Origin of the sequence: Streptomyces roseochromogenus subsp. oscitans DS 12.976 (assembly GCF_000497445.1) — a bacterium.
Classification (GTDB): Bacteria; Actinomycetota; Actinomycetes; order Streptomycetales; family Streptomycetaceae; genus Streptomyces; species Streptomyces oscitans.
Genome location: NZ_CM002285.1, coordinates 4,118,368 through 4,132,701, shown reverse-complemented (window position 1 = coordinate 4,132,701; position 14,334 = coordinate 4,118,368). Strand labels below are relative to the sequence as shown.

Annotated in this window: 9 protein-coding genes, 1 tRNA gene and 2 pseudogenes; 8 read left to right on the top strand and 4 right to left on the bottom strand. The window is 73.1% G+C overall.

All coding sequences use genetic code 11. The features are described from left to right. From M878_RS48130 to M878_RS67585, 7 genes and pseudogenes are all read left to right on the top strand, one after another. Window positions 1–601 (top strand): annotated as a pseudogene (locus M878_RS48130) (dTMP kinase); the annotation flags it as partial. A 160-nt stretch (window positions 602–761) separates the two neighbouring features. Continuing rightward, window positions 762–1,967, top strand: a complete 1,206-nt coding sequence (locus M878_RS67610; protein WP_023547743.1) for a DNA polymerase III subunit delta' — start codon at window positions 762–764, stop codon at window positions 1,965–1,967. A 113-nt stretch (window positions 1,968–2,080) separates the two neighbouring features. Further along, window positions 2,081–3,685, top strand: a complete 1,605-nt coding sequence (locus M878_RS67605; protein WP_023547742.1) for an alpha/beta hydrolase — start codon at window positions 2,081–2,083, stop codon at window positions 3,683–3,685. Window positions 3,686–3,792: 107 nt separating this feature from the next. Next, a tRNA-Thr gene (locus M878_RS67600) sits at window positions 3,793–3,869 on the top strand. Between the two features lie 108 nt (window positions 3,870–3,977). Continuing rightward, window positions 3,978–4,358 (top strand): hypothetical protein, encoded by a 381-nt coding sequence (locus tag M878_RS98915; RefSeq protein ID WP_023547741.1) that lies wholly within the window; start codon window positions 3,978–3,980, stop codon window positions 4,356–4,358. 104 nt (window positions 4,359–4,462) lie between these two features. Then, entirely contained in the window at window positions 4,463–5,356 is an 894-nt protein-coding gene (locus tag M878_RS67590) for a glycosyltransferase family 2 protein (RefSeq protein ID WP_106962725.1), read from the top strand. 463 nt (window positions 5,357–5,819) lie between these two features. Further along, a complete protein-coding gene (locus M878_RS67585) occupies window positions 5,820–9,056 on the top strand; it encodes an AfsR/SARP family transcriptional regulator (protein WP_023547739.1) in 3,237 nt (1,078 codons plus the stop codon). 22 nt (window positions 9,057–9,078) lie between these two features. Here M878_RS67585 and M878_RS67580 read toward each other — a convergent pair whose 3' ends face one another. The 4 genes and pseudogenes from M878_RS67580 to M878_RS67565 form a co-directional block, all read right to left on the bottom strand. Further along, the gene (locus M878_RS67580) at window positions 9,079–10,779 is read right to left on the bottom strand and encodes a bifunctional 3'-5' exonuclease/DNA polymerase (RefSeq protein WP_023547738.1); all 1,701 of its coding nucleotides are present in this window, start codon (window positions 10,777–10,779) and stop codon (window positions 9,079–9,081) included. A 48-nt stretch (window positions 10,780–10,827) separates the two neighbouring features. Beyond that, window positions 10,828–11,598 (bottom strand): Clp protease N-terminal domain-containing protein, encoded by a 771-nt coding sequence (locus M878_RS67575; protein ID WP_023547737.1) that lies wholly within the window; start codon window positions 11,596–11,598, stop codon window positions 10,828–10,830. A 74-nt stretch (window positions 11,599–11,672) separates the two neighbouring features. Continuing rightward, a pseudogene (locus tag M878_RS67570) lies at window positions 11,673–12,299 on the bottom strand (LysE family translocator). A 65-nt stretch (window positions 12,300–12,364) separates the two neighbouring features. Next, window positions 12,365–12,889 (bottom strand): ArsR/SmtB family transcription factor, encoded by a 525-nt coding sequence (locus tag M878_RS67565; RefSeq protein ID WP_023547734.1) that lies wholly within the window; start codon window positions 12,887–12,889, stop codon window positions 12,365–12,367. Between the two features lie 68 nt (window positions 12,890–12,957). On the opposite strand from M878_RS67565, the gene M878_RS67560 reads away from it, so the two are divergent. Next, window positions 12,958–13,884 (top strand): S41 family peptidase, encoded by a 927-nt coding sequence (locus M878_RS67560; protein ID WP_023547733.1) that lies wholly within the window; start codon window positions 12,958–12,960, stop codon window positions 13,882–13,884. The last annotated feature ends 450 nt before the right edge of the window (window positions 13,885–14,334 follow it).

The following is a 14,334-nucleotide window of genomic DNA, read 5'->3' as shown; positions in this document are numbered from 1 at the left end:
GGTGTCGCCGGACGCGCGCGGTATCGAGGAGACGGTTCGGACGCGGGTGGTCTCGCCGGAGACCGACGAGACGACGGTGCTGCGTCCGGTGCGTGAGGAGCGGGGCGACTCCGCCGAGGATGCCCGGGATGCCCAGGGCGCCAAGGCTTCCGACGGCTCCCACGCGGACTCCGAGGTGACCGCCGAGCTGCCGCAGCCTCCGGCGGCTTCCGGCCCTGCCGACGAGACGGCGGTCCTTCCGGCTGTGTCCGCAGGCCCCGCCGACGAGACCGCCGTGCTGCCTCCGGTGGTTCCGGGTGCGGCCGACGAGACGGCCGTACTGCCGCCCGTACGGGGTGACGCTCCGGCGGACCGGGTGCCGCCCGGCTTCTTCCGGGACGAGCGGCCGGCCGCGGGCCCCGACGGCTCCGAGGACCGTACGCGCGAGATGCCGCAGGTCGACGCCGACGGCACGCCTCGCCGCCGGCCGCGTCCCGACTGGGCCGAGGAGACCCCGCTGGACGACCTGCCGTCGCTGGCGGACGAACTGCTGGGCTCGTACGACGAGCGGGAGCACGGCGGCCAGGACGAGGAACAGGGCCGCAGGGGCCGGCGAGGCTGACAGCGGGAGGCGGCGTACAGAGGCGGCGTGGGTCGGAACACCGACCGGCGCCGCCCTCGCCTTTCCCACCTGCCGTCGACTGCACGCGGACCGAGTTGTCAGTGCCCACCCGCACAATGGATGAAGGAACGCGGAGTGTGACGGAAGGGCGGCGTGACCCATGACCGTATGGGACGACCTCGTCGGGCAGGAGAAGGTGAGCGCGGTGCTCGACGCCGCCGCGCGGGACGCCGACGCCCTTGTCACGGCCGCCGCGGCCGACGAGCCGCTGCCCGAGGCGTCGAAGATGACGCACGCCTGGCTGTTCACGGGCCCGCCCGGAGCGGGCCGGAACCAGGCGGCCAGAGCCTTCGCCGCGGCCCTGCAGTGCGTGAGCCCCGACCGCGCCCTCGGCGGAACCCCGGGCTGCGGCTTCTGCGACGGTTGCCACACCGCGTTGCTCGGCACCCACGCGGACGTCACCACTGTGGCCGCCGTGGGCTCCGAGATCCTCGTGAAGGACATGCGGGACACGGTCCGCAAGTCATTCACCTCCCCGGCGAACGGCCGCTGGCAGATCATCCTGGTCGAGGACGCCGAGCGGCTGAACGAGAAGTCGGCCAACGCCGTCCTCAAGGCCGTCGAGGAGCCCGCCCCGCGCACGGTCTGGCTGCTGTGCGCCCCCTCCATCGAGGACGTCCTGCCGACGATCCGCTCCCGCTGCCGTCACCTGAACCTGCGCACGCCCTCCGTTGACGCGGTCGTCGACATGCTCGTACGGCGCGACGGCATCGAACCCCACGTCGCGGCGGCCGCCGCCCGCGCCACCCAGGGGCATGTCGACCGGGCCCGGCGCCTGGCCACGGACCCGGCGGCCCGTGAGCGCCGTGCCTCCGTGCTCAAGCTGCCGCTGCGGCTGGACGAGGTCGGCGCCTGTCTGAGGGCCGCCCAGGAACTGGTCGACGCGGCCGCCGAGGACGCCAAGCAGCTCGCCGAGGAGATGGACGGCAAGGAGACCGAGGAGCTGAAGGCGGCGCTGGGCGCGGTCCAGGGCGGCCGGCTGCCGCGCGGTACGGCGGGTGTGATGAAGGACCTCGAGGACATGCAGAAGCGCCGCAGAACCCGCACGCAGCGCGACAGCCTCGACATCGCCCTCGGCGATCTCACCGCCTTCTACCGTGATGTCCTCGCCCTCCAGCTCGGCTCCCGGGTGGCGATCGCCAACGCCGACGCCGAGGACGCCCTGGAGCGGCTGGCGCGTGGCAGCAGCCCGGAGTCCACGCTCCGCCGCATCGAGGCGATCGCCGCGTGCAGCGAGGCCCTCGACCGCAATGTGGCTCCGCTGCTGGCGGTGGAGGCGATGACGATGGCGCTGCGGGCGGGGTGAGAGGTGAGAGGTATGCGGACGCTCGCGACGACACGCGCCTCGGATGTCCCCCGTACGAGCTCATCCCCCGCACGCATCGCACCCGAGCCGTCGCACAGCGTTACGCTCGCCTGATGTACACCAGGCCATCCCTCCGCCGGACCCGGCGCACCCGCTCCCGGACGACGGTCCGCCTCACGGCCAGCCTGTTCACGGCCGCCGCCCTGCTCGTGTCCGCCTGCTCCTCCGGGAGCTCGACCACGTCGTCGGGCGGTGCGGCGGACGCGGCGCTGGCCGCCCTGCCGCGTGCGACGCCGTCCGCGCTGTCGTCGTACTACACCCAGCGGCTGCACTGGCGAAGCTGCGGTGTCCCCGGTTTCCAGTGCGCGACCATGAAGGCCCCGCTGGACTACGCCAAGCCCGGCTCGGGCGACGTCCGGCTCGCCGTCGCCCGCAAGAAGGCCACCGGCAAGGGCAGGCTGCTCGGTTCGCTGCTGGTCAACCCGGGCGGTCCGGGCGGCTCGGCGGTCAGCTACCTCCAGAGCTACGCGGGCGCCGGCTACCCGGCCGATGTCCGCGCCCGTTACGACCTGGTCGCGGTGGACCCGCGGGGCGTCGCCCGCAGCGAGCCCGTCGAATGCCTCGACGGCCGCCAGATGGACGCGTACACACAGACGGACCTCACGCCCGACGACCAGCAGGAGCGGAACACGCTGGTCACGGCGGACAAGAAGTTCGCGGAGAGCTGCGGGGCACACTCGGCGCGGCTGCTGCGGCACGTCTCCACCGTGGAGGCGGCACGGGACATGGACATCCTGCGGTCGGCGCTGGGTGATCGGAAACTGAACTACGTGGGGGCGTCGTACGGCACGTTCCTGGGGGCGACGTACGCCGGGCTGTTCCCCGACCGGGTCGGCAGGGTGGTCCTGGACGGGGCGATGGACCCCACTCTGGACGCCCGCAGAATGACCCTGGACCAGACGGCTGGCTTCGAGACGGCGTTCCAGGCGTTCGCGAAGGACTGCGTACGGCACTCCGACTGCTCGCTCGGCGGCAAGGGCACCACGCCTGCGCAGGTCGGCGACCACCTCAAGGCGTTCTTCCGGAAGCTGGACCAGCACCCCATCCCGGCGGGCGACGCGGCCGGCCGCAAGCTCGGCGAGGCGCTGGCCACGACCGGGGTGATCGCGGCGATGTACGACCAGGCGGAGTGGGAGCAGCTGCGCGAGGCGCTCACCTCGGCGATGAAGCAGAACGACGGCGGGGGCCTGCTCGCGCTCTCCGACACCTACTACGAACGTGACGCCGACGGCCACTACAGCAACCTGATGATGGCCAACGCCGCCGTGAACTGCCTGGACCTGCCGCCGGCCTTCACCGGCCCCGACCAGGTGGAGAAGGCGCTGCCCACGTTCGAGAAGGCATCCCCGGTCTTCGGCGAGGGTCTGGCCTGGGCCGCGCTGAACTGCGCGTACTGGCCGGTGAAGGCCACGGGGGAGGCGCATCGCATCGAGGCGAACGGGGCGGCGCCGATCGTGGTGGTCGGCACGATCCGCGACCCGGCGACGCCCTACCGCTGGGCGCAGTCCCTGGCCGGCCAGCTCTCCTCGGCGCGCCTCCTGACGTACGTCGGCGACGGCCACACCGCCTACGGCCGCGGCAGCACCTGCATCGACACGACGATCAACACCTACCTGCTCGACGGCACCCCGCCGAGCCCACGAAAGCGCTGCTCATAGCCCTGCCACCCGCCCCGGAGCCCTCGCCTCCGGGGCCTGGTCAGAGCACCTCCGGAAACTGTGTAGACTTACCGACGTTGCCGATCGCACCATAGTGCGGACGGCGTGCCGCCTTAGCTCAGATGGCCAGAGCAACGCACTCGTAATGCGTAGGTCTCGGGTTCGAATCCCGAAGGCGGCTCCACCGAAGCCCAGCTCAGACTGCCTGAGCTGGGCTTTCTCGTTCAGCGGATGCGGTGGCGCGCGGGCCACGCGACTGTGAAGTGATCCCCCATGCGGCGGCGGGAATTTCGTGGCCGTTGTCGCTGCCCGCCGACTGCGGCGCCGGGTGGTGTTCTTCACCGGGTTCGGAGCGGGCTTCCTCAACCTGGTGCTGGGAGCCGTGCTCTTCGCGCGCGTGCCACGCCGGTTGCCGGGCCGGGTCGATACGCCGGCCGACTCGGTGGCCAGGGCCGGTGTTCCGCTCGGTGGGCTGATCGCCGGAGCGGTGGTGGCCCCCGTCGGTCTGGTATCCGTACTGCTGATCGCCGGAGCCGCCTACTTCCTGACCACGAACCTGGCCGGGCTGAGAGGCGAGTGGTCCGAGACGGGCCACGGACGCGGGGGCCCGGCCGCTGTGCCGCCCGTTGAGGGAATGTGCGGACAAAAGTGGCGCAAAGGGGTCGCAAAGTGAATCGGCATCGGGTGAACCCGCGGATCTGAGGCAACATCTTGGTGAACGGCGGGCACCGCGCGGTCGGGGTGTGATGCCGCCGGTGGCCGGATGGGGTGAGGGACGTGATGGAGCCGAGGATCGCCGTCGCCGTGGTGACCATGGGCAACCGGCCCTGCGAGGTCGACGCCCTGCTGGAGTCCGTGGCCAAGCAGGACCTCGCCCCCGCCCGCATCGTCATCGTCGGCAACGGCTGCCGGCTGCCCGAGTTCGCCCGTCGGCTCTCCCTGCCCGGCGAGGTCACCGCCATCGACGTGGAGGACAACCTCGGCTGTCCGGGCGGCCGGAACGTCGCCCTGGCCCGGCTGCGGGAGTTCGGCGACGTCGACGTCGTCGTGGAACTGGACGACGACGGGCTGCTCGTCGACGCCGATGTGCTGCGGCGCGTACGGGACCTGTACGCCGCCGACCCCCGCCTCGGCATCGTCGGCTTCCGCATCGCCGACGAGCACGGCGAGACGCAGCAGCGGCATGTGCCGAGGGTCGGCAAGTCCGACCCGATGCGCGGCGGGTACGTCACCGGGTTCCTCGGCGGCGGACATGCCCTGCGCATGGCGATGCTGGCCGAGACCGGGGACTGGCCCGCCGAGTTCTTCTTCGCGCACGAGGAGACCGACCTCGCCTGGCGCGCCGCCGACGCCGGCTGGAAGATCCTCTACACCCCCGAGCTGCTGCTCCAGCACCCCAAGACCTCACCGGCCCGGCACGCCATCTACTACCGCGTCAACGCCCGCAATCGCGTCTGGCTCGTCCGGCGCCGGCTGCCGTTGCCGCTGATCCCCGTGCACCTCGGGGTGTGGACGCTGCTCACCCTAGCCCGCACCCGTTCCCTGGCGGGGCTGAAGGCCTGGTTCGGCGGGTTCGTGGAAGGGCTGCGGGAACCGGCGGGCGGGCGTCGGCCCATGCGCTGGCGGACGGTGTGGCGGCTCACCCGGCTCGGGCGCCCGCCGGTGATCTGAGAGTTCGCCCCGGCGTAAACGCGGCCGGGGCCGACGCAAACGGGGCGTGGGCCGGCGCGCGGAGCGCGGAGCAGAGAGCGGGACGGGGCCCCGGGCGTTCACCTCCGCCGACCGGGGCCCCTTGCGTCCCCGGACCCAGCCTGCGGCGACACTCCCCCGAGTTACGCGACATACGCGCGCGCCGTAGGGCCAGATCCGATGGAAATGATCACATCAGGATGCGCCAACGGATCGCTAACATGTGGCCAACGGTTCGTCGGCACGTCGCGGATCCGTTGGCCGGAACTTGCCGACGGTATCCGTAACAGGCCGCCGGACAGGCCGATCCGGGGCCGGGCCGGCCGGCAGAAGGTGGCGGGAAACCGTTGTGGACAGGGTGGATTCCCGCCAGGGAACGGCGGGCGCGCGCTCGTTGCGGAGCACGGTCGGCCCCGATCGTGCGGAAAGGCAGTGGTGCGGCGTGATGCGGCGGTGCGAGCTGCGGTTCGGACTGCTGGGGCCGCCCGTCCTGTACGACCGGCCGCCGTTCGAGATCTCGTCCGACACCCCCGACGACGGCGTCCGTGCCATCGGCAGTCCCAAGGTACGCGTGCTGCTCGCCGCGCTGTTGCTGGAGCCGGGCCGGGTCGTGTCGGTGGAGTCGCTGAAGGACGCCCTGTGGGGCGGGGCGCCGCCCGTCTCCGCGCAGGCATCTCTGCACAACCATGTCACCCGGCTGCGCCGGCTCCTGGACGACCCCGACCGGCTCAGAGCCGTACCACCGGGGTACGTACTGCGCGTCGATCACGGCGAGTTGGACGTGCACGTCTTCGACGCCCGGGTCGCCGAGGCGCGGGCCGCGCATGCCCGGCGGGACTGGTCGGGCGTCGTACGGGCCTGCACCGCCGGGCTCGCGCTCTGGCGCGGCACCCCGCTCAGCGGGCTCCCCGCCGACCTCGGCGGGTATGCACTGGTACAGCGCCTGGAGGAGGCCCGGCTGCTCCTGCTGGAGCGGCGCTACGACGCCGAACTCGCCCTGGGCGGCGCTCGGCTGGCCGCGCTCGTCCCGGAGCTCGCGGCGCTGGTCGCCGAGTATCCGCTGCGCGAGGCGTACCACCGTCAGCTGATGCTCGCCCTGCACCGCACCGGCCGTCAGGCCGAGGCTCTCGCCGTCCACCGTGATCTGCGCGCCCGCCTGATCGAGGAACTCGGCATCGAACCCGGCCTCGCGGTACGCGAGGCGCATGTCGAGGTGCTGCGGGGGAGTGACGAGGAGCAGCGGCGGCCGGACGAGGAGCGCGCCGGCCTCCGGCGGGCCGTGGGCGGCAAGGTCCGCCGACTCCCGCAGGGCGCGGGGCAGGTGGACGGCACCGCCGAGGAGGAGGGGGAACCGTCGGCCCCGCACAAGGACGCCGAGCCGGGGCCGGACGCCCGGCTGACCCCGCGTCCGGCCCAACTCCCGGCGCCGCCAGCCCATTTCACCGGCCGCGCAGATGCCCGTCGCGCGCTGCGGCACGCGCTCACCGAGCCGCCCGCCCCCGCCCCGGCCGTCGCTGTGATCAGCGGCATGGCGGGCGTCGGCAAGAGCGCGCTCGCCCTGCATGTCGCGCATGAGCTACGGGATCGATTCACCGACGGTCAGCTCTACGTCAACCTGCACGGCGCCACCCCCGGCATGACCCCGCTCAGCTCAGCCCAGGCACTTGCCGCACTGCTCCGGGACCTGGGCGCCGAGCCACGCAGCATCCCCGAACACCCGGACGCGGCAGCCGCGTTGCTCCGCTCGCTGCTCGCCCCGGCCCGCATCCTGCTGGTGCTGGACGACGCGGCGAACGCCGCCCAGGTACGCCCCCTGCTGCCGGCCGGGCCCGGCTGCGCGGTGATCGTCACCAGCCGCTCGCCACTCACCGCCCTCGACGGCGCCCGGCGCTTCCCGCTCGCCCCGCTGACCGGCGAGGACAGCGCGGCACTGCTGCGCGCGGTGAGCGGACGCGAGGGGCTGGACGCCGGGCACGCACTGGTCGAGCTGACCGGCCGGCTCCCGCTGGCGCTCCGCGTCGTCGCCGCCCGACTTGCCGCCCGCCGCGCCCTCACCCCCGATGTGCTCGCGGGCCAACTCGCCGAGACGGGCGGGCGGCTGCGGCACCTGGAGTACGACGACCTGAGCGTCCGGCGTTCCCTGGCCGTCGCCCACGACGCGCTCGCCGCAGCCGAGCGCGAGGCGGACCGGGACGCGGCCCTCGCACTGCGCCGCATCGGTTGGCTGGACCTGCCGACCTACGGCGCCCCGCTGATCGCCCGCCTCACCGGCACCGACGAGCGCCGCGCCGAGGCCGCCCTCGACCGCCTGGTCGACGTAGCCCTGCTGGAGGAGACGGCCTACGGCCGCTACGCCCCGCACGACCTGGTCCGCGACTTCGCCCGCGAGCTGGCGGACACGGGGAGGGACATGGGCACGAGGAAGGACGCGGGCGCGGGAGCGCTGGGCGCCCCACCGGACGCCGCCGCACGCCCCGGCGCACAGCCGGACACCGTCCACCGGACCGACTCCGACGAGGAAACCACTCCGGCTTGCGCCGCCTCCGCCTGCGACTCCGAACTGGCCGCTCTCCGCTGGTACGCCGCCGTGGCCGAGCGCGTGCTGGAGGCGGTGGTGGAGCCGGGGCTCGATCAGGAGGACCGGCGGCGGGCGACCTCCACGCAGCCGGCGCAGCACGCGGCGGACGTGACCGAGCTGCTGTCCTTCGAGTCCGCCGAGGAGGCTTTCGCCTGGGGCGAGGTGGAGCTGGAGAACGTTGTCGCCCTGGTGGCACGGAACGCGGACACGTCCGACCGGCTTCGTGCCGCCCATCTCTCGGTGCTCGCACGGCTGCTCTTCCCCTACGTCCAGCGCGGTGGACGGGTCGCCGAGATGGAGGTGCTGGGGCGGGCCGCGCTCGGGGCGGCGCGGCGGCTCGGGGACGCGGCGGCCGAGGCGTACGCGCTGGGCGATCTGGCGGGCCTGCACTTCATGACCGGCCGGCAGAAGGACGCCCTCGCCCTCACCGACCGGTCCCTGGAGATCTGGCGGCGGCTCGGTGTCGTCTCCAGGATCCGGCGCTGTCTGAACAACCGTGGTCTGCTGCTGGAGGGCCTCGGGAGGTTCGCGGAGTCCGGGGAGGCGCTGCGGCAGAGCCTCGCGTACTCGCGGCAGTTGAACGATCCCTACGGAGAGGCCGTCACCCACAGCCACCTCGGCAACCTCTACGAGCACACCGACCCGCGTGCCGCCATCGAGCAGCACCGGCGCTCGCTGGCGATCGGGGACGCCATCGGCGCGGTCATCGTGCAGCACTCGGCGCACTGCAACATCGGCTACGCCCATCTCACCCTGGGCGAACCGGCCGCCGCCGCAGGGCACTTCGAGAAGAGCCTGCGCATCCTGGGCGGTCACGGCGACTGGCACGGCGAGTCCCAGACCCGGCTCGGCCTGGTCCGCGCGCTGCGGCAGCTGGGGGAGACCGAGCGGGCGGGCCACGAGTGCGCCGAGCTGCTCAGCCGGGCCGACGCCCGCGCCGACCGCTACATGGGCGGCCTCGCACGGCACCAGCACGGGCTGCTGCTGCACGCGCGAGGGCAGCGGGCGGAGGCGTACGACGCCTGGCGCGCGGCACTCGCCGCCCTGGACGGCACGGATGAGCAGACGATCGTGACGGAGCTGCGGGAGCTGCTCACGCAGTGACCGAAGTGCGCCCCGGCAGCGCTCACTTGGCATCGGCATAGCACTCCACCACCGCCGTCGTGAACGGGAAGCGCACCGGTGTCTCGCCGAAGGTCAGCCGTCCGGCGAGGTCGGCCGAGGCGCGGATGGCCTGGACGACCGTGTCGGCCTCCTCGGCGGGACAGTGCACGATCACCTCGTCGTGCTGGAAGAAGACCAGTTCGGCCTTGAGGCCGGCGCAGGCCCGGCGGAGCCCGGCGAGCATCAGCAGCGCCCAGTCGGCGGCGCTGCCCTGGACGACGAAGTTCCGCGCGAAGCGGCCGCGCGCCCGGGAGTTGGTGGACGCGTAACCCGGAACCCAGCCGGCCTGGCCGCCGGCCTGCGGGTCGGTGTCGTCCTCGCCGACCGGGATGCCCGCCTCCTCCGCCGTGTCCTCGCCGGACCCGGCCGCCGGCGGGCAGGTCCGGCCCAGCCAGGTGCGCACCAGCCGGCCCTCCTCGCCCGCGCGGGCGGCCTCGTCGACGTACGCGACGGCCTTCGGGAAGCGGCGGCGGAGCGCGGCCAGGTTCTTCAGGCCGTCGCCGGAGGTCTGGCCGTAGACCGCGCTGAGCACGGCGAGCTTGGCCTGGCCGCGGTCGCCGGAGAAAGCGCGGTCGGAGACGGACTGGTAGAGGTCGCTCTCGCGGCCGGCCACCTCCATCAGGCCGGGGTCGCGGGAGATCGCAGCGAGCACGCGCGGCTCCATCTGGTCGGCGTCGGCCACCACCAGCCGCCAGCCGGGGTCGGCGACCACGGCCCGGCGGATCACCTTCGGGATCTGCAGTCCGCCCCCGCCGTTGGTCACCCAGCGTCCGGTGACCGTGCCGCCGGCGAGGAACTCGGGGCGGAAGCGGCCGTCGCGCACCCAGTCCTGCAGCCAGGACCAGCCGTGCGCCACCCAGATGCGGTACAGCTTCTTGTACTCCAGGAGCGGTTCCACGGCCGGGTGGTCGAGGGACTGGATCTCCCAGCGGCGGGTCGAGCGCACCTTGATCCCGGCCTGGGCGAAGGCCTTGATCACATCGGCGGGCAGATCGGGGCGGACCCGACGGCCGAAGGCGGCCGACACCTCGTCGGCCAGCTCGGCGAGGCGACGCGGCTCGCCCCTGCCCGCGTACCGCTCGCCCAGTAGGTCGTGCAGCAGCCGGCGGTGGACCTCGGCGCTCCACGGCAGGCCCGCGTGGTTCATCTCGGCTGCCACCAGCATTCCGGCCGACTCGGCGGCCGTCAGCAGCCGCATCCGGTCGGGGTGGGCGGTCCGCTCGTGCCGTCGCAGCTGTCCGGCGTAGACCGCGAGGAGGTCGGTCAGCGGCAGGCGGGTGCCGGTGGCCTCGAACAGCGGGGACTGGGCGCCCGGTTCGGCCGAGCGCTGGGGCGGGTCGGGCGGTACCGGGCCGCCGCGGAGGCGGGCCAGGGCGGCGGCGGCCGAGCGTGGCTCGCCGTGCCGGCCCTCGTGGCCCAGCAGGAGGGTCTCGGCGTCCTCGATGTCGTAGCACCGCTCCACTCGCACCCCCGTGGCGAGCAGACGCGGGTAGACCTCGGGGGTGGACCGCCACACCCAGCGCGTCACCTCCGGGCGGCTCCGCACCGCCCCGGCGAGATCGCTCTCCCGCCGCACCGGCCCGGCGGGCAGCCCGTCCGGGCCGAGGGGGGCGACGTCCACGCCTGAGTCCTCGGCCGGTGCGAGCGCCCACCGGTCGGTCATGACTGCGAGTGTGGCAGGCGGATCTGACAATCGGTCTGACCTGCGGTTTCAGTCCTCCGAGGAGGCCGGATCGGCCGCCGCGTCGCCGACCCCCGGCAGCTTCTGCTCCGTCAGCAGCGACAGCGTCCTGGCGATGTGCGTCTCGGTCCCGGCCTTGGTGATGCCGAGGCCGTTGAGGACGCCCTCGCCGTTCTCCTGCTCCAGGAGCGCGAGCAGGATGTGCTCGGTACCGATGTAGTTGTGGCCGAGCCGGAGGGCCTCGCGGAAGGTGAGTTCCAGGGCCTTCTTGGCGTCGGGGCCGTAGGGGACGAGGTCCGGGACGTCGTCCGAGGCGGGCGGGAGCGCGGCGGTCGCGGCCTGCCGCACGGAGTCCAGCAGGACGCCCTGCGCGGTGATCGCCTTCGCCGCCAGGCCCTCCGGCTCGGCCAGCAGACCGAGGACCAGGTGCTCGGGGCGGCCCTCGGGGTTGCGGGCCGCCACCGCCTCGTTGTGCGCGGCCATGACCACGTTCCGCGCGCGGGGGGTGTAGCGGCTGAAGGCCTGGTTGGGATCGAGGTCGGTGGACTCCTTCGGCACGAACCGCTTCTGCGCAGCCTGCCGCGTCACTCCCATGCTCCGGCCGATCTCGGTCCAGGAGGCGCCGGAGCGGCGGGCCTGGTCGACGAAGTGACCGATCAGGTGGTCGGCCACGTCACCGAGGTGATCGGCGGCGATCACCGCGTCCTGGAGCTGGTCGAGAGGTTCGGGATGAACCTTCTTGATGGCCTCGATGAGGTCGTCGAGGCGTACGGATGCCGTGATGTTCGGGTTGGTCGCCATGTGTCAACCGTAGGTTGCGCTCTTGAAGGGTGTCAACCGATGGTTGACAGTCCAGTTTCCCTACCCGGTCTGCCTCACTCGGGCGTGACCGCCAGCCGCACCGCGAGGCCCGTGAACACCGTCCCGCTGAAGTAGTCCAGCCCTCGGGCCACCCGCCGGCTGCGCCGCAGCAGCGAGGCGAGCTTTCCGGACAGGAGCCCCACCGAGCCGTCCACCAGCACGCCCATCGCGGTGATCGTGACGCCCAGCAGGAGGAACTGTTCGCGGACGTGCCCCAGGTCCGGGTTCACGAACTGCGGCAGGAAGGAGACGTTGAACAGAATCACCTTGGGGTTGAGGAGATTGGTGAAGGCTCCCCGTCAGAAGGCCCGCCGACGCCCCTGCCGTGGCGTGGCCTCCGCCTCCAGGGAGCCGTCGGCACCGCGGAACGCCCGCACCGCGAGGAACAGCAGATAGGCCGCACCTGCCCAGCGCAGCGCGTGATAGAGCGTCGGCAGGGCCAGGAACAGCGCCGACAGCCCGAGGGCCGCGGCGACCGTGTGCACGAACATCGCGCAGGCGACCCCCACGGCGGCCGTCAGTCCGGTCAGGGGGCCGCCCCGGCCGCCCACCGCCACGATGAACATCATGTCGGGGCCCGGGGTGACGCAGAGTGCGAAAGCGGCGATCAGGAACGCGGCGTAGAGAGACGTGTCCACCATGCCGTCATGCTTGGCGCCGCCACGCACGCGTGGGGTGCAATTCCAGGGTCTGAGACACGGCCGCCTCAGGGGCGCTCCTGCTCGTACATCACCACCAGCACGCCGTGCACCGGCTGGTCCGTGTCGTCCTCCTCTGCCCCGTCCACCAGCTCGGCCAGCGTCGCGCGCAGCCGCCGGGCCCGTTCCGGGGACAGGCGCAGGTGACGCAGGCTCAGCAGATGGTCCTCGGGGGAGCGGTCGACCTCCTGGGCGACGGCGTTCAGCAGGGCCGCCCGGTCGGCCGTGCGCGGTTCGGCGACCCGTAGTCGCCGTCCGGTGCGCCGGTAGTAGTGCTCGGTGCCGCCCCGGACCTTGCGGGTCTCGGTGATGTGCACGAGCCCGGCCGCGTGCAGCGTCTTCAGGTGGTGCGCCACGCTCCCCTTGGCCACGCCGAGGCGCACCGCCAACTGGCTGATCGTGGCGGCCTCGTGGGTCAGCGCGAACAGCAGGCGCTGGCGCAGCGGATGGGCGAGCGCGGCGAACTGCTCGGGCGTGGAGATGTCCAGCACGTCGCCGTCGGCGCCACGGTCGGGCGGTTCCGGTCCGGTCATGGCGTAAAGCGTCTAACTTCCTTGACGCTTTCGCAAGTCCGGTGCTGTACTCCCCTGTCATGACCTCCATGACCACGCCCGCAGCGTCACCCGCCTCCGTCGACGACGTGCCCGCCGTCATCGAGGAGACCGCCCGGCTCCTCGCCGCCAACTACGTCTTCCCGGAGGTGGCGGAGCGGCTCGCCGCCCTGCTGCGACGGCGGCTGGAGGAGGGGGCGTACGACACCGCCGATCCGGCGGAACTCGGCGCCCGCGTCACCGCCGACCTGCAGTCGGAGAACGGCGATCCCCATCTGCGCCTGAAATTCCACCCCGAGCGCCTGCTGGAGAACGGGGATCAGGCAGATCTCCCCGCGCTCCGCCGTGAGTTCGCCGCGTCGCTGGGCGGGGTCCCGCGAGTGGAGCTTCTCAAGGGCGGGGTCGCACTGCTCGAACTCGCCCCGATGCTCTTCCCGTTGGCCTGGGCCGCGGAGCCGCTGTCGGCCGCGCTCACACTGGTCGCTCGCGCGGACACGCTGATCCTGGACCTCAGGGACACGGTCGGCGGCGATCCGGACACGGTGGCGTTCGTGTGCAGCCACCTCCTGGAGGAGCGGACCCACCTGAACACCCAGTACTGGCGCGCGGGGGACCGGTACGAGCAGTTCTGGACCCTCCCACACGTCCCGGGCGCCCGCTTCGGCGGTACCGATCCGGTGTACGTCCTGACGAGCGGCCGTACCTTTTCCGCCGCTGAGGAACTCGCGTACAACCTCCAGCAGTTGGGGCGCGCGGTCATCGTGGGCGAGACCACGCGCGGCGGGGCCCATCCGCGCGAGGGCTGGGCGGTGCACCCGCACCTGGAGGCCTCGATCCCGGTCGGCCGCGCGATCAACCCCATCTCGGGCACCAACTGGGAGGGCACCGGCGTACGCCCAGACGTCTCCTGCCCGGCCGGCAGTGCCCTCGACCACGCCCTGGACCTGGCAAACGCCGAACCGGCGCCCCGCGCCTGACAGTTCCGGCGGACCTTGAGGTATCGCCTCACGGGCTCGCTCGCCGGCGCTCCGACCGATCTTGAGATACGGCCCTCCCGGGACGCGCCCGCCGGCCGCTCCGACCGGCCTCAGCGCCCCGCCCCGCCCCGTGCCGGGCGGCCGGTGGCGGCTGTCCGGCGGCTGCTGTCTCGGCTCTCGCCCTACTGGCAGCCAGCCTCCCGGCTCTGGCTCTCCCCGCTCTGGCCCTACCGGCCCTCGCCTCTCTGCGTCGCGCGGTCGGCGGCGGTTGCCCGACAGTTGCCCTCTTGGCTCCCACCTTCCCGACTTTCGCCGTCTCGGCCCTCGCCTCCCCGTGCCGGGCAGTCCGGGGCGGTCAGCCGGCAACTGCCCTCCCGGCTGTCGCCCTGCCCTCACCCGGCCCCCGGCTCCCGGCCCCCGCCGCCGTCCACGACTACCTTGGTGTTGATC